Source organism: Haloferax sp. KTX1 (genome assembly GCF_902410085.1).
Lineage (GTDB): Archaea > Halobacteriota > Halobacteria > Halobacteriales > Haloferacaceae > Haloferax > Haloferax massiliensis.
Genome location: NZ_CABPRH010000010.1, coordinates 150,796 through 165,286 on the forward strand (window position 1 = coordinate 150,796; position 14,491 = coordinate 165,286).

Annotated in this window: 20 protein-coding genes; 9 read left to right on the forward strand and 11 right to left on the reverse strand. The window is 68.8% G+C overall.

Going from position 1 to position 14,491, the window contains the following annotated elements:
- Positions 1-10 precede the first annotated feature (10 nt).
- On the reverse strand, positions 11-157 hold the full coding sequence (locus FY251_RS15740; RefSeq protein WP_004044485.1) for a 50S ribosomal protein L40e: 147 nt from the start codon (positions 155-157) through the stop codon (positions 11-13).
- Between the two features lie 113 nt (positions 158-270).
- Positions 271-537 (reverse strand): thioredoxin, encoded by a 267-nt coding sequence (gene trxA, locus FY251_RS15745; protein ID WP_049917914.1) that lies wholly within the window; start codon positions 535-537, stop codon positions 271-273.
- Between the two features lie 238 nt (positions 538-775).
- Here trxA and FY251_RS15750 point away from each other — a divergent pair, with 238 nt between their 5' ends.
- From FY251_RS15750 to FY251_RS15765, 4 genes are all read left to right on the forward strand, one after another.
- A complete protein-coding gene (locus FY251_RS15750; protein WP_007274930.1) occupies positions 776-940 on the forward strand; it encodes a preprotein translocase subunit Sec61beta in 165 nt (54 codons plus the stop codon).
- A gap of 59 nt (positions 941-999) precedes the next feature.
- Complete coding sequence (gene pdxT / locus FY251_RS15755; protein WP_148416029.1) at positions 1,000-1,608, forward strand: pyridoxal 5'-phosphate synthase glutaminase subunit PdxT; 609 nt, start codon at positions 1,000-1,002, stop codon at positions 1,606-1,608.
- 85 nt (positions 1,609-1,693) lie between these two features.
- Positions 1,694-1,996 carry a phosphoribosyl-ATP diphosphatase gene (gene hisE, locus FY251_RS15760; protein WP_148416030.1) on the forward strand — a complete coding sequence of 101 codons (303 nt, stop codon included), beginning with the start codon at positions 1,694-1,696 and terminating at the stop codon, positions 1,994-1,996.
- Positions 1,997-2,242: 246 nt separating this feature from the next.
- A complete protein-coding gene (locus tag FY251_RS15765) occupies positions 2,243-3,496 on the forward strand; it encodes an MFS transporter (protein WP_148416031.1) in 1,254 nt (417 codons plus the stop codon).
- A 39-nt stretch (positions 3,497-3,535) separates the two neighbouring features.
- Here the strand turns inward: FY251_RS15765 and npdG are convergent, their stop codons facing one another.
- Positions 3,536-4,204, reverse strand: coding sequence for an NADPH-dependent F420 reductase (npdG, locus tag FY251_RS15770; RefSeq protein ID WP_148416032.1), 669 nt, complete (start codon positions 4,202-4,204; stop codon positions 3,536-3,538).
- Between the two features lie 106 nt (positions 4,205-4,310).
- On the opposite strand from npdG, the gene FY251_RS15775 reads away from it, so the two are divergent.
- Positions 4,311-4,511, forward strand: coding sequence for a hypothetical protein (locus FY251_RS15775; RefSeq protein WP_148416033.1), 201 nt, complete (start codon positions 4,311-4,313; stop codon positions 4,509-4,511).
- 4 nt (positions 4,512-4,515) lie between these two features.
- Here FY251_RS15775 and FY251_RS15780 read toward each other — a convergent pair whose 3' ends face one another.
- From FY251_RS15780 to FY251_RS15790, 3 genes are read right to left on the reverse strand one after another with little or no spacing between them, the layout of a single operon-like run.
- Positions 4,516-4,728: a hypothetical protein gene (locus FY251_RS15780; RefSeq protein ID WP_148416034.1), complete on the reverse strand. Its 213-nt coding sequence runs from the start codon at positions 4,726-4,728 to the stop codon at positions 4,516-4,518.
- Positions 4,728-5,582, reverse strand: a complete 855-nt coding sequence (locus FY251_RS15785) for a TIGR01548 family HAD-type hydrolase (protein ID WP_148416035.1) — start codon at positions 5,580-5,582, stop codon at positions 4,728-4,730. The genes FY251_RS15780 and FY251_RS15785 overlap by 1 nt, the downstream gene beginning before the upstream one ends.
- A 58-nt stretch (positions 5,583-5,640) precedes the next feature.
- Positions 5,641-6,075 carry a UPF0146 family protein gene (locus FY251_RS15790; protein WP_148416036.1) on the reverse strand — a complete coding sequence of 145 codons (435 nt, stop codon included), beginning with the start codon at positions 6,073-6,075 and terminating at the stop codon, positions 5,641-5,643.
- 39 nt (positions 6,076-6,114) lie between these two features.
- Here FY251_RS15790 and FY251_RS15795 point away from each other — a divergent pair, with 39 nt between their 5' ends.
- The 3 genes from FY251_RS15795 to rtcA are packed head-to-tail and all read left to right on the forward strand — an operon-like array spanning position 6,115 to position 8,248.
- Positions 6,115-6,636, forward strand: coding sequence for an archaemetzincin family Zn-dependent metalloprotease (locus FY251_RS15795; protein WP_004969113.1), 522 nt, complete (start codon positions 6,115-6,117; stop codon positions 6,634-6,636).
- A 58-nt stretch (positions 6,637-6,694) separates the two neighbouring features.
- A complete protein-coding gene (locus FY251_RS15800; RefSeq protein ID WP_148416037.1) occupies positions 6,695-7,144 on the forward strand; it encodes a universal stress protein in 450 nt (149 codons plus the stop codon).
- Positions 7,145-8,248 carry an RNA 3'-terminal phosphate cyclase gene (gene rtcA, locus FY251_RS15805; protein ID WP_148416038.1) on the forward strand — a complete coding sequence of 368 codons (1,104 nt, stop codon included), beginning with the start codon at positions 7,145-7,147 and terminating at the stop codon, positions 8,246-8,248.
- Positions 8,249-8,272: 24 nt separating this feature from the next.
- Here rtcA and FY251_RS15810 read toward each other — a convergent pair whose 3' ends face one another.
- The 4 genes from FY251_RS15810 to FY251_RS15825 all read right to left on the reverse strand — a co-directional run bounded on the left by FY251_RS15810 (position 8,273) and on the right by FY251_RS15825 (position 12,037).
- Entirely contained in the window at positions 8,273-8,755 is a 483-nt protein-coding gene (locus FY251_RS15810; protein ID WP_148416039.1) for a YbhB/YbcL family Raf kinase inhibitor-like protein, read from the reverse strand.
- A 54-nt stretch (positions 8,756-8,809) separates the two neighbouring features.
- Positions 8,810-9,733 carry a VOC family protein gene (locus tag FY251_RS15815; protein ID WP_148416040.1) on the reverse strand — a complete coding sequence of 308 codons (924 nt, stop codon included), beginning with the start codon at positions 9,731-9,733 and terminating at the stop codon, positions 8,810-8,812.
- A gap of 172 nt (positions 9,734-9,905) precedes the next feature.
- A complete protein-coding gene (locus tag FY251_RS15820; protein WP_148416041.1) occupies positions 9,906-11,720 on the reverse strand; it encodes a ribosome biogenesis/translation initiation ATPase RLI in 1,815 nt (604 codons plus the stop codon).
- Between the two features lie 2 nt (positions 11,721-11,722).
- A complete protein-coding gene (locus FY251_RS15825) occupies positions 11,723-12,037 on the reverse strand; it encodes a hypothetical protein (RefSeq protein ID WP_148416042.1) in 315 nt (104 codons plus the stop codon).
- A gap of 123 nt (positions 12,038-12,160) precedes the next feature.
- Between FY251_RS15825 and FY251_RS15830 the strand changes: the two genes are divergently transcribed.
- A complete protein-coding gene (locus tag FY251_RS15830; protein ID WP_004044502.1) occupies positions 12,161-12,454 on the forward strand; it encodes a helix-turn-helix domain-containing protein in 294 nt (97 codons plus the stop codon).
- 120 nt (positions 12,455-12,574) lie between these two features.
- Here the strand turns inward: FY251_RS15830 and FY251_RS15835 are convergent, their stop codons facing one another.
- Positions 12,575-14,455 carry a PINc/VapC family ATPase gene (locus tag FY251_RS15835; protein ID WP_148416043.1) on the reverse strand — a complete coding sequence of 627 codons (1,881 nt, stop codon included), beginning with the start codon at positions 14,453-14,455 and terminating at the stop codon, positions 12,575-12,577.
- Positions 14,456-14,491 lie beyond the last annotated feature (36 nt).

The following is a 14,491-nucleotide window of genomic DNA, read 5'->3' on the forward strand; positions in this document are numbered from 1 at the left end:
GCGTGCGGGCTTACGCGGCGCGGCGTTCCTTCGACTTGGGTCGAAGGTGCTTGTAGCCGCACTTGCGGCACTGCTTGGCTTTCTGGGGGTTCCGCGCGTTGCACCGCATGCAGATCTGCTTCTCAAGCGTCCGCTTCGTCGCAGCGTCACTAGCCATGCATACGAATCCCGCCGCCGGTCGTATAACGCTTGCGAGACACGCCGCCGGCGCTCGCGGGGCGGGCGGCGGTCGTCCGGATGGGTCGGAAAACGCGGCGGTCCGCGGCGCGCTTACGCGCCGGCCTGGCTCAGCGCCGACTCGATGTCGTCGCGCTGGGTGACGCCCACGAAGCGGTCGACGATGCCGTCGTCGTTCTCGACGATGAGCGTCGGAAGCGAGCGAACCTGATACTGGTTGGCCACGTCCTGCTCCTCGTCGACGTCGACCTTGACGAACTCGACGCTCTCGTAGTCGCCTTCGAGTTCGTCGAGAATCGGGTCCTGCGTCTTACAAGGGCCGCACCAGTCCGCGTAGAAGTCCAAGAGTCGAACAGTCATCGTATCCCGACGCATCTTGCCCGTCCCCGCGCATAAGGATTACTCATGGGCCCGCGGCTCTCCGGTTGTCCGTCCGGGCGTTACGGACGGATTCAGCGTCGTCGAGCGCCGAGACGCCCGCGAACCGGGTCGAAGAGGGGCGCGTTCGCCGGCGATTCGGGTGAGCGCCCCGACCGCGCGCCACGCGGCTCCGAAGCGAGCCGAAACGTTTAGGCGGCGGACGCACGGACGGTGGAACATGAGCAAGGGCCAGAACAGCGGCGGTCTGATGTCGAGCGCGGGCCTCGTCCGCTACTTCGACGCGGAGGACCGCAACGCGATTCGAATCGACCCCAAAACCGTCTTCGCCGCGGGAGCGCTGTTCGGCATCGGTGTGCTGGTGCTGAACTCGCTCGCGTTCTGACTGCCGACCGCCGACCGCCGAACGGACGCTTTTTGTCTGCGGCTTCCCGAGACCCGTCCATGACTACGCTACGCGCCGGCGTCGTCGCCGTGCAGGGCGACGTCTCCGAGCACGCCGACGCCGTCGAGCGGGCCGCCGACGCTCACGGCGTCGACGCCGAAATCGTCGAAATCCGAAGCGACGGCCTCGTCCCCGACTGCGACGTGTTGCTCATGCCGGGCGGGGAGTCCACGACCATCTCCCGACTCCTCGAACGCGAGGGCATCGCCGACGAGATTCGCGCCCACGTCGACGCCGGAAAGCCCGTCCTCGCCACCTGCGCCGGCCTCATCGTCGCCTCGCGCGACGCCAAGGACGACCGCGTGACCACGCTCGACCTCCTCGACGCGACGGTCGACCGCAACGCCTTCGGCCGGCAGGTCGACAGCTTCGAGGCCCCGCTGGACGTGGCCGGCCTCGACTCGCCGTTCCACGCGGTGTTCATCCGCGCGCCCCTCATCGACGAGGTCGGAGACGGCGTGGAGGTGCTAGCCGAGTGGGACGGCAACCCGGTCGCCGTCCGCGACGGCCCCGTCGTCGGCACGTCGTTCCACCCCGAACTGACGCCCGACAGCCGCCTCCACGACCTCGCGTTCTTCGACGAACTGGCGGCCGAAGCCGACGCCTGAGCGGCCGGCTCACTGGTGGGGACGAGCCGACGGCCGCCCCGTCGGAACCAGAGGGTCTTTTTCCGCGCCCGCCCGTCGTGCGACCATGGACGCCGACACCCCGACCGACGAGGTCTTAGACGAGCTCTTTGCGACCATCGAGTCGCGCAAGGCCGACCTCCCCGAAGACTCCTACACGACGATGCTTTTCACCCACGAGAAAGGCGAGAACTACGTCCTCGAAAAGCTCGGCGAGGAGACCACAGAGACCATCCTCGCGGCCAAGGACGACGACGGCGAGGAACTGCTCTACGAGAGCGCCGACCTCGTCTACCACCTGCTCGTCCTCCTGTCGATGAAAGACGCCTCGCTCGACGACCTGCGCGAAGAGCTGAAAACGCGGTTCTGAGGGGCCGGCGACCGTGTCTTCCGCGAACGCGACTGCGACCGCGGCCGCGACTTCGATTGCGACTGCGACCGCCGCCCCTCACCGGCCGCAGTTCCCGGACGAGACGGCCCGATTGCAAAACACCAAGAGCGTGCGTTTACGATAGCGCACTCTCTCGATGCACGCCCCCCGAACTCGTATCCGCCGGTCCGTTTTCTCGCACCCAACGTCACAATGCGCCGCGCTCCCCTCCCGAGGGTCGGCCGCGTGAGTCGGCTGTTCGGCGGCGACGAGCCGTCGGTCGAGTTCGTCGCCGGGAGCCTCATCGCCGGTGTCTTCTTCGGCGGCGTCGGGGCGGGCGTCGCGTTCCCGACGCTCCCGACGCTCGGCCCCATCATCGGCATCACGCCGTTCGTGGTCGGCCTCATCCTCTCGGCGAACCGGTTCACCCGACTGGTCGTGAACACGCCCGCCGGGCAGATACTCGACCGGATGGGGACGCGCCGGCCGATGATAGCCGGGTTCGTCGTGCAGGGGCTGTCGCCGTTCGGCTACGTCCTCGGGCTGGACCCCGGTCCGATTCCGCTCGACAGCGCGACCGTCTTCCTCCTGTCGCGGGCCTGCTGGGGCGTCGGCTCGGCGTTCGTCTTCGTCGGCGCGTTCAGCACCATCACGCACGTCACCTCGGGCGAAAACCGCGGCAAGTGGGTCGGCTACATGCGCGGCGGGCAGAGCCTCGGTTTCCCCGCGGGTCTCGTCGTCGGCGGTCTGGTCACCGACGCGTTCGGCTACGCCACCGCGTTCGCCGTCGCGGGCTGTGCGGGCCTGTTCGCCGCCCTCGTCGCCATCTCCGTCCTCCCGGACGTGAAAACCGACGTGACGGCGGCGAGTTCGCTCCGCGACGTGCCGCGACTGGTCGGCTCCGACGTCCGCATCTTCACCGTCGGCACCGTCAACTTCGCCGTCCGCTTCCTGTTTTCGGGCGTCCTCCTCTCGACGGCCGTGCTGTACGCGACGGCGAACGACATCTCGCTCGGCGGGCTGTCGGGGGCCGGCGTCAGCGGCGTCGTGATGGCCGTCGGCGTCGTCGCGTCGAGCGTCACGACGCTCGTCGTCGGGCGGTACTCCGACCGGCTGTCGAACCGCGCGGCGCTGACGCTCCCCGCGCTGGGCGTCCTCGCGGCCGGGTTCGCCCTGCTGGCGCTCGTGCCGACGCTTCCCTCGACGCTCGCGGGCGTGGCGCTCATCGGCGTCGGCGTCGGCGGGTCGAACCCGCCGCTTTTGGCCTACCTCGGCGACCTCAGCCCGGCCGACGACGTGGGCAAACTCGGCGGCGTCTACAACGTCTTCGGCGACTCGGGGTCGACGCTCGGCCCGCTCGTGGCCGTCCCGCTGGCCGAGGTGGTCGGCTTCCGCGTCGAGTACCTCGCCTGCGTCGCGCTCGTCGCCGTCGTCGGACTGCTCGTGGCGCGGACGCTCTACGGCGAGGCGGCGACGGTGCCGCGGTCGGAACTGTCGTGAGAACTGAACTCGGAGCGAACCGAGACGCGGGTCGAGTGCTTACTTGAACTCGACGCCGAGGTTGTGCAGCCCGTCGTTGTGCTGTGCGACGTTGATGAGAAGCGGCGTGATGCCCTCGATTTCGGGGGCGTTGGCGAGGCCGCCGCCGTCGAGCGCGCGGAGGCCGTCGATGCCCTCGGCGAGCAGGCGGACCGTCTCCTTGGCGTCGTCGTCGTCGGCGACGAGCAGCGTGTCGATGCCGAGGTCGGCGTCGAGGTCGGCCAGCCGACCGGCCGGGAGGTTGTGGAACGCGCCGACGACCGGCACGTCGTCGGGAGCCGCGTCGGCGACGAGCGCCGTCACGCTCCCCGCCTTCGGCGGGTGGTAGTGGAAGCCGTCGTCGTCGCGCTTCATGCCCGCCGCGGGCGTGACCAGCACGTCGCCTTCGGAGAGGGAGTCGGAAACGGCCTCGACGGTGTCTGAGACGTGGTACGGCGGCACGGCGAGGACGACCACGGAGGCGCGGTCGGCGGCCATCTCGTTCGCGAAGCCGTTTACCTTCACGTCGCGGCCGCGGCTGGAGAGTTCGGTCTCGTACTCGTCGGCCTTCGCGCGGGCCTTGTCGGGGTCGCGCGACCCGACGATGACCTCGTGGTCGGTGTGGTAGGCCCAGCGGAGGGCGAGGCCCTCGCCGATGTCGCCGGTCCCACCGAGGAGTGCGATTCGCATACTCACACCTCCGGACCGAGCCGACCTAAAGGGTTGTGCGACCGGTCGGTTCTGCCTGTGTTCGGGAGCGAGAAGAAATATCAACGAGTGTGAAAGTAGCTCGAACGTGAACGAGTCGAGGTACTTTCAGGCGCTGACGCTGTGGTTCGTCGTACTGATCTTCATGGGAACCGGGCCGGATATCGACGGCGTCCTCGGAACGGCGCTCGGTGTCTTCTGCGTCGCGCTGCTATGGGTGCTCCCGGTGTACGTCTTCGTCAAGCTGGTCGGCGACCTCGGTGAACGGTTCGGGAGTCGGTCCGGCTGAGGCGTCAGGCGTCGTCGTCGGACTCGACGAGCGCCTGCACCCGCTCGAAGCCGTCGCGGTAGACGAGCCACCACGCGACCACCGGGGCCAAAAGCAACAGCGGCCCGACGAGGAACAACTGCGTGACGGGGTCCGGCGGGAGGAGGTACGTCCCGACGACGACCACGAGCGCGTCGAGCGCGAGCAGCGTGACGACGAAGGCGCGGAGGTGTCCCATCAGTCGAGGAGGTCCGGAACCTCGTTCACGTCCTCGACGACGGCGGCCGCGCCGATTTCGGCGAACTTCTGTCGGCCGTCGTCGCCGGTCAGGCCGCCCGAGAGGACGCCGACGCCGTAGTAGACGCGGTCGGGGTCCGCGGCGTCGGCGTTCAGCGCCGTCTTCACGTCGTCGAGGGTGTCGCCGACGAAGACGACCGACTCGGCTCCGAGGCGCTCGGCGACCGTCACGAGCGCGGCCGGGTGGGGTTTTCCCTCCTCCCAATCGTCCATCGTGAACCGGTGGTCGTCGGCCACGTCGAGGCCGACGCGGTCGAGCGCGATGTCGGCCTCGGCGCTGGGCCGACCCGTGACGACGCCGAGTTCGCGGTCGCCGAAGGCGTCGAGCGTCTCCTGACGGAGGAGCACCGGCTCGTCGTTGATGTAGCCGTCGGCCTCGAACGGCGGCTCGCCGCCTTCGAGGTCGCGGTAGCGGTCGCTTCCGAGGTAGAGCGCCTGAAACGTCTCGCGGAGCGCCTCGGGGTCCCACTCGTCGAAGACGGCGCTCGGGTCGGAACACAGGGCTTCGACGGTCGCCTCGGCGGCGTCGAGGCCGCCGCCGCGGGCCTCGATTTCGTCGGTGAACGCGGCGACCGACAGGTCGGTCTCGCGGGCGGCGAGGACGGACAGCGCCGCCGCGTACGTCAGTTCCCAGTCGTTGTTGAAGCCGCCGGCGTCCTTGAACAGTTGGACCTCGTCGCGGGTGATGGTCGTGCCGTAGTGTCGGTCCACGGATTCGACGATGGCGCGCCGGTAGGAGTCGGCGACGTCGACGAGCACTCCGTCGATATCGAGGACGACAGCGTCCGCGTGCATACCGGAAGCCCGCGACGAGCGGGCAAGTGCCTTACTCTTGGGACCGGACGGGTCGCGGTTACTCTCGGGACCGACCGGGTCGCCCCGGTCGCCCGCGCTCGGCGACGTACAGCGTGTCGCCCGGCAGCGACTCGCGGGCGACCGGAATCGACGGCTCGTCGTAGCCGAGCGTGGTAAACAGGAAGTCGGCGTCGGCGCGGCGGGCGACTTCGGCGGTCGGCCGGTGAAGTTCGACGGGGACGTTCAGGGCGTAGACGACGTCGGCGTCGGCGTAGGGGCCGAGGTCGGGCGCGTCGGCGCGGGCGAACACGTCGTCGCGGACGAACGAGACGCCGCCGGGAACGGAAAAGTCGTGCACGTCGACGGCGACCACGTCGACCCCGCGGTCGGCGAGGGCGACCGCCGTCGAGGACTCCCGACCGACCCCGACTTCGACCGCGCGGTCGTAGCCGGATAACCGTGCGACGAGCGCGTCGCGCAGCGATTTTTCCACGTCGGGATATTTATGAAGCGCCCCCGCTTAATCCCTCGCATGCTCGTCGATATCGTGCCTATCGGGGATATTTCTGCGGCCGTCAAGCGGGAGGCATCCGCCGGACTCCGCTCCGTCTACGACTGCGACGTGACCGTCCACTCGAATCAGGCGATTCCCGAGGGCGCGTTCGACCGGAGCCGAAACCAGTACCGGGCCGAGCAGTTCATCGAGCTGGCGAGCCGCATCGGGCGCGGCGAGAAGAACATCGGCATCACCGAAAAGGACCTCTACTACCGCCGCCGAAACTACGTCTTCGGCCTCGCGTACCTCAACGGCAACGGCTCCGTCATCTCCACCTATCGCCTCCAGACCTCCACCGACGGCGGCATCACGAACAAGCCCGCCGACGAGGTGCTGTCCGACCGCGTGCGAAAGGAGGTCGTCCACGAGATCGGCCACACCCTCGGCCTCGAACACTGCGACAACAACAAGTGCGTCATGTCCTTCTCGCCGACGGTCCGCGAGGTCGACGTGAAAGAGGAGAACCTCTGCGGCACCTGCAGTCGGCTCGTCCACTAGTTCTCGGGGCACGAACACCGTCTCACCCTTTTTCTCGTCTCGGCACCTGTATACGAGTATGAACTTCGTCGTTGCGGTAGACGGCTCTGCGGCCGCCGACAGAGCGCTCGACCACGCGCTCACGATGCTCGAACCGCTGGGTGCGACGGTCACGGTCGTCCACGCGGTCGAACCGCAGGTCCTCGTCGAAGGCGGCGAGGAACCGGTCGCGGGCGTCGCCAGAACCGGCGACCGAATCGTCGCCGAGAGCCTCGAAGACGCGGAATCGCGCGCCGAGCGCGTCCTGCAGGCGGCCGCCGAACGCGCCGCCGACGCGGGCATCGAAGCGACCGCGGAACTCCTCTACGGCGACCCCGTCGAGGCGATTCCGGCCTACGCCGACGAGGCGGGTGCCGACGGTATCTTCGTCGGCCACCGCGGCCTCTCGAAGCGCTACGAGGGGCTGGTCGGGAGCGTCGCCAAGGAACTCGTCGAGCGGGCGTCCTGCCCCGTCACCGTCGTCCGCTGAATGCGGCGACTCGACGGCCGAAACGGCGGCGGACAGCCACTCAGAACCGCCCTCGCGCTCTCGGTCGTCACCGGCGAGCCCTTCGAGATGACGAACGTCCGCGGGGACCGCTCGACGCCCGGGCTGAAGGCCCAGCACGTCGCCTGCGTCTCCGTCGCGGCGGCCGTCTCGAACGCCGAGGTCGCCGGCAATGCGGTCGGCTCGTCGACGCTCCGCTTTTCTCCGCGCGACGTCCGAACCGACCCGGTAGAGGTGGCCGTCGGCACCGCGGGGAGCGCGACGCTCGTCTGCGAGACGCTTCTTCCCCCGGCCGTCGCCCTCGACGGCCCGCTTTCGCTTTCCGTCACCGGCGGCACCGACGTTCGGTGGTCGCCGCCGGCGGACTACCTCCGGTACGTGAAGCGCCCGCTGTGTTCGGCGTTCGGCGTCGACTTCGGCGTCTCGGTGTCCCGCCGCGGCTTCTACCCGGCCGGCGGCGGCGCGCTCTCGCTCCGCGTCGACCCGGCCGAGCCGACCCCGCTCCGACTGACCCGCCGCGCGGAGCCCGACGAACTCCGGGTCTACTCGGTCGAAAGCGACTCGCTCGCGGACGCCGCGGTGGCCGACCGACAGGTCGAGGGCGTCCGCGACGCGCTCGCCGAGGCGGGCGTCGACCTCCCGGTTCGCGCCGCGGTCTCGTCGGTCGAGAGCGACTCGCCCGGCTCGGTCGTGGTCGTCGTCGCCCGGGGCGGAGAAGACGAGAGAGGCGACGACGGCTCGGGGTCGGTCGTCGCCGGCTTCGACGCCTACGGCGAGCGCGGCACGCCGGCCGAGACGGTCGGGTCGCGGGCCGCCGCGTCGTTTCTCGACTGGCTCCGCGGCGACGCGCCCGTGGACCGCCACATGGCCGACCAACTCCTCGTCTGGGTCGCGCTCGCCGGGGGGCGCGTGCGGATTCCCGCCGTCACGGACCACGTGCGGACGAACCTCGACGTGATTCGTGCCTTCGGCTACGACGTGACGCTCCGGGAGGGCAGCGACGGCGATGGCGGCGCGAGGACGGGGGCCGGGCCGGGCGCCGGTTCCGGCGCGGGCGCGGTCGTCGAGTCCGACGGCGGCCGCTGACCGGGTGACCCGTTTCCGTCCGTTTCAGGGCGCGTAGGTCCCGGTCAGTTTCGTCTCGGCGACGACGTGTCCCGCGATGGCGCGCTTCAGGTCGGCTTTCGCCGCACCGGCGTCGAGGTCGAGAGCGGTGTCGAGCGCGTACAGCAGGAACCGATAAGTGTGCTCGCCGTCCGGTGGGTTCGGGCCGCCGTAGCCCGGTTCGCCGTAGCTGTTGGTTCCCTCGACCGCGCCCGGCGGCGTCTCGCCGGCGGCGATGGCGTCGGTTTCGGGGTCGATGTTCCAGACCAACCAGTGGTCCCACACCTCGCCCGCGGGTTTCACCGCGTCGGGGTCGTCCATCACGAGGGCGAGCGAGACGGTTCCGGGGGGCACGCCGCCGATTCGGAGCGGCGGGCTCTCGTTTTCGGTCGCGTAGCCGTGGGTGCGGGGTATCGGGCTTCCGTCGTCGAACGCCGGGCTCCGGAGGGAGAGCCCGCGACGGCGCTCGCTCGAATCGCTCGATATCATACCCTCTCGTTGGACGACGAGCGACAAAACGATTCGTTCGGCCGAATCGACCCGTCAGCCCCCGTGAACGACGCGAACGCCGATTCCGTCGGGGTCGGAGACGACGAGCGAATCGGTCGCGTTTGGGGCGTCGCCGTCACCAGACTCGGCCTCGTCGAACCCGTCCTCGTCGACCTCGCGGCCGGCGGCGGCCAGCGACTCGCGGACCGCGTCGAGCGTCGCGGCGTCGGGGACGACGACCTCGAACCACTCGATGCCGCGGCCCTCACCGACCGGGGCGCTGCGGGTGTTCCAACTGTTCAGGCCGACGTGGTGGTGGTACTCGCCGGCGGCGACGAACGACGCGCCGGGATAGCCCTCGTCGCGGACGCGCATCCCGAGCGCGCCGACGTAGAAGTCCCGCGAGCGGGCGACGTCGGTGACTTCGAGGTGGACGTGTCCGAGGTCGGTGCCGTCCGGGGCGCGGTCCTCCCCGGCGGCGTCGGCGGCGAGCGACCCGAGGTCGAGCGGGAGCGTGTCCATCGACACCCGGCGGTCGTCGGTCCACGGCCACTCCTCGCGGGGGCGGTCGCGGTAGACCTCGACGCCGTTGCCCTCCGGGTCACGGAAGTACAGCGCCTCGCTGACGAGGTGGTCCGACGCGCCGGAGAGGGTCGCACCGGCGTCCGCGGCGCTGGCTCGGGCGCGGGCGAGCACGTCGCCGAGCGCCCCGCGGTCGGGCACGCGAACCGCGAGGTGGAACAGCCCGGCCTCCCGGCGACCGCGCTCCGGGGCGTCGGGGTCCTCGTCGAGGACGACGACGGGCGTCTCGCCCGCCGAGAGGACCGCCCGCGAGCCGTCGCGGTCGCGTTCGACCGCGAGGCCGACCACGTCGCGGTAGAACGGGACGACGCGGTCGAGCGAGCCGACGCGGAGCGCGACCCGACCGAGGTGGGTGTCGTCCGTGAGCGAGCCGTCGGATGGAGAATCGTTCGTCATACGCCAGTCTTCGAGCGTGGCCGTGAAAACGTCCGTAGTAACATCGGAGTCACTCGCGGCGCGGCGTGTAACCGGGTCGCTGTCGGCGGGAAACGGCCGGCTGAGACGGAACGAAAAACGAGAGCGAGAGCGGAAACGAAGCGGACGGAAACGCGAACGAGCGACCGGGTCGCTACTTGGCGTAGTAGTACTCGCCGGCGCGCTTCTGCTCGCGGTCGAGCTGCGAGTCGGGCTTGTTGATGCGCGGGCGCTGGGTGCGCTCGTCGCGGCGGAACGTGATGTCGAGGTCCGACAGGAAGTCGTTCATGCCGTCGCGCATCTCCTGCGGTTTCGAGGCGTGGCCCTCGATGGACGGCTCGCCGTCGAACACCATCAGGCGGTCCGCCAGCAGGTCCATCATGTAGATGTCGTGGTCGATGACCATGACCGTCGCGTCGTGGTTCTCGGCGTAGCGGCGGATGGCCGAGGTGGCCTGCACGCGCTGTTCCACGTCGAGGTGGGCCGACGGCTCGTCGAGCAGGTAGAGGTCGGCGTCCTGCGAGAGACACGCCGCGATGGCGACGCGCTGGCGCTCGCCGCCCGAGAGGTCGGTGAGGTTGCGCTCCATGATGCGGTTGAGTTGGAGCGGGTTCGCGATTTCGGTGTTCCAGTACGACGAGCCGAACTGGTCGGTGATAGACGAGAGGAACGCGTCGACCCGCATCGGCTGGTCGATTTCGATGTACTGCGGCTTGTACGAGATGTCGAGCGCGAAGTCGAGGTCGCCAACGTCGGGCGTCAGGTCGCCCGTAAACAGCTGTGCGAGCGTGGACTTCCCGATACCGTTGGGACCGACGACGCCGAGCACTTCGCCGTTGTGGATGGTGCCGGACTCCACGTCGAGCGAGAACTCGCCGTCGCCGTAGGACTTGGCGAGGTCGGGGTACTCGACGAGGGGTTCGGCCTTCGTCGTCTCCCGCGGGGCGTGTTCCTCGAAGGTGATGGCCTCCGGGCGGATGCGCATGTTCTCGTTCGAGAGGTAGCCCTTCAGGTACTCGTTGATGCCGTTTCTGACCGACTTGGGGTCGGTGATGACACCGTACGCGCCCGGCTCACCGTAGGCGACGTGGAGCGTGTCGGCGAGCAGGTCGAGGATGGCGAGGTCGTGTTCCACCACGAGGACCGCGCGGTCTTCGTCCTCCGCGAGTTCGCGGATGAGCCGCGCGGCGGTGACGCGCTGGCCGATGTCGAGGTACGGCGAAATCTCGTCGAGGAAGTAGAAGTCGCGGTCGCGGGCGAGCGTCGCCGCGAGGGCGACCCGCTGGAGTTCGCCGCCCGACAGCGTCTCGATGTCGTTGTCGACGACGGGCCCGATGTCGAGGCGGTCGATGTAGGAGTCGAGCGCGCCGCGCTCGTCGGTCGCTTCGAGGAGTTCGCGGGCCGTCCCGTCGAACTGCTTGGGAATCTGGTCGACGTACTGCGGCTTGCGCGCGATGGACACCTCGCCGTCGCGGACTCGCTCGACGTAGTTCTGGAGCTCGGTCCCGCGGAAGCGGTCGAGGACGGCCTCCCACGTCGGGTCGTCGTCGTAGTTGCCGAGGTTGGGGACCATCTCGCCCGCGAGGGCGCGGACGGCCGTGGTCTTCCCGATACCGTTCGGTCCGAGGATGCCCGTGACCGACCCGGACTCGGGGACCGGAAGCCCGTACAGCGAGAAGGCGTTCTCGCCGTAGCGGTGGGTCGGGTCCTCGTCGAGTTCCGAGGGGAGGTTGATGATTTCGATTGCGTCGAAGGGGCACTTCTCGACGCAGATGCCGCAGGTCTCGCCGAGGCAGATTTCCTCGGAGATGCGCACCTGGTCGGGACCGCCCTGCTCGGCGTCCTCGCCGCGGAGCGTGATGCACTCTTTGCCCGTCCGGTTCGGCGGACAGAAGTTCGAGCACTCGTAGCTACAGCGGTCGGGAGAACACCGGTCTAAGTCGACGACGGCGATACTATCGTCGGCCATCGTTAGAGCTGAACACCCGAAGTCAGCAGGATGGCGAACGTGATGAACCAGAGCGCGAAGGTCATGAACACGACGTAGAGATAGTCCTTCGCGCCGAAGTCGCTCACGTCGACGCCGACGACGCGAAGCACCGGGAACTGGACGAGGACGAGCGCCCCGAGGATACCCACGGCCAACTGATTGGTCGCGGCCTCGGGACTCGTCCCCACCACAGCACCCGAGACCACCGCGGCGGCGATGCCGGCGAGGCAGGCGAGTGTCGTGACCGTCACTCCGCGAATGTGACTGGAGAGTCCGGTCTGCGTTTCCGTGGCCATGTGTTCCCCTGCGATATCCGGCGTCAAAAGCCGTTCGTTCCTCCCGCCGCCCCCGGATAAAGCGTTGTCGGCCGGTCGCCGGCCAACAAGGTTTATGCTGGTAGCGCGTTTCGATTCGTAACGATGGCTGGAACAGAAGAGGAGAGTCTCGACGACCTCCCACCGAGTGCGAAGCTCGTTTTCAAAGTGCTCGAATACAACGGTCCGCTCACGCAGAAAGGCATCGTCGAAGAGTCGATGCTCTCGGCGCGAACCGTTCGCTACGCGCTCGAACGACTGGAGGGAATCGGTATCGTCGACGAGGACGTCTACTTCGCCGACGCCCGACAGAACCTCTATCAGTTGACCGATCTCGCGCCGCAGCAGGCGCAGGCCAAAGCCGACGGCGGCAAGGAAAAGGCCTGCTGCGCCGAGTAACCAGAACCGCCGCGGAACCACCGCACGCTTCGCAGTCGGTGTCGTAAGAGACCAGTTGCGACGTGTCGACCCGGTCGAAACCGACCGACAGACGACAAAAACGACGATTCGGCCGTTCTGTTAGGCCGGAACGACCGTAATCTGCTGTTTTCTATCGATCGCGTTCTCCAGTTCCTCGGCGATGGCGCTGCCGCGGGAGACCTGAATGTCGCCGCCGCGGCCGACCGTCGCCGTGAACAGGTACTCGCCGTCGGCGCGGACCTCGACCGTCTCGCCGACGTGGCCGTCCATCCGGACGACGACGTGCCGCGAGGTGACCTCGGGCGTCACGACGACGCCCTCGTCGGCCGCCCCGCCGGAACTGGGTGCGCCGGACTGTCCGCCGGCGTTCGCGCCCGCGTGCTGTCCCGACGACGAGGGCTTCTCGTCGTGGGTCCGCACGTCGATGTCGATGCCGAGGCGGTCTTCGACGTCGGAGATGCGGCCGCCGCCCTTCCCGATGACGTAGGAGATGTCGTCGTCTTCGACGTAGACGACCGCGCGGTTCTGGCCCTGCAGGTCGACGTCGACGTGCCCGCGGGCGATAGAGCGAATCTCGCGTTCGATCTCCTGTTTCGCCAGCCGGGAGACGCCGCTTTCCTTCTCCTCGCCGTCCTCGCCGAGCGGGACGGTGACGACCTGCCGGTTGAACGTGTAAATCTCGTACTTCGGCGCGCCGGTCTCGAAGTCCCGAATCTGGATGACCGGGCGGGCGAGGTCCTCCGCGAAGAGGCCCTCGGGCACCTTCACCTCGGTGCGCACGTCGTACACCGTGTGGACCTCGCCGTCCTCGATGTAGACGACGGTGTCGACGACCTGCGGAATCATGCCGAGTTCGACCCGGCCGACGAGGCGCTGGAGCGCGTCGATGGCGCGGGTGGCGTGGACGACGCCGACCATGCCGACGCCCGCCAGACGCATGTCGGAGAACACGGAGAAGTCCTCGGTCTTTCTGACCTCGTCGTAGATGGTGTAGTCCGGGCGCACGAGCAGCAGGGAGTCGGCCGTCTTCGCCATGTCGCCGCCGAGGGCGGTGTACTGGGTGATGTCGGGGCCGACCTGCAGGTCGCGGGGTTTCTCCATCGTCTTGACCGCGTAGTCGCTGTCGTTGAGGAACTCGGCGACCGCCTGCGCGAACGTGGACTTCCCGGCACCGGGCGACCCGGCGATGAGGACGCCGCGCTGGCGCTCCGCGAGTCGGTCGCGGAGTTCGTCGGCGAACTCGTAGTCGTCGAGTTCGGTCTTGACGATGGGCCGGACGGCGGTGATTTCGATGCCGTCGGCGAACGGCGGGCGGGCGACCGCGATGCGGTAGTCGCGGAACTGGACGATGTCCATGCCCGGCTCGGAGAGTTCGACGAAGCCGTCGGTGGCGGCGCGGGCGGAGTTGACGATGTCGTCGGCCCACTCCTTCATCGTCGCCTCGTCGGTCGGCTCGTCGTCGATGGGCTGGTAGTGCATCTCGCCGACCGCGCCGCGTTTGGCCTTCGGGCGGGTGTCTGTCTTGAGGTGGACCGACATCGTCTGGTCGTCGAAGAAGCGCTCGATGATGAGCCCGCCGGAGCCGCGGACCGCGGCCTCGACGTACTCGACGGAGACGCCCTTCGCCCGCGCCACCTCGGCCTGCACCACGTCGCTCGTCAGGAGCGTCGCCGACCGCTCGGTGGCGATGTCGCGGATGAGCGCGTCGATGTCGCCCTCGCCCGCGCCCTTCGTCTCGCCCGAACTCGGGCGGCGACCGACGTACGTGAGGTCGATGACGCCGTCGTCGGCGAACTCGGCGAGCCGCTGGAGTTCGGAGAGGCCCTCCCAGCCCGTGTCACGGCCGTCGTTGGCCTGCGATTCGAGTTCGCTGACGACCGCCTCGGGGACGAGGACGTCGGCGCCCTCGTAGGTGCCGTCGTCGACTCGCTCGGACACGCGACCGTCGATGACCGCGCTCGTGTCCGGCACTATTTTCATGCGCGTGAGTTTGGGCGGGTGACGGATAAGGTTGTA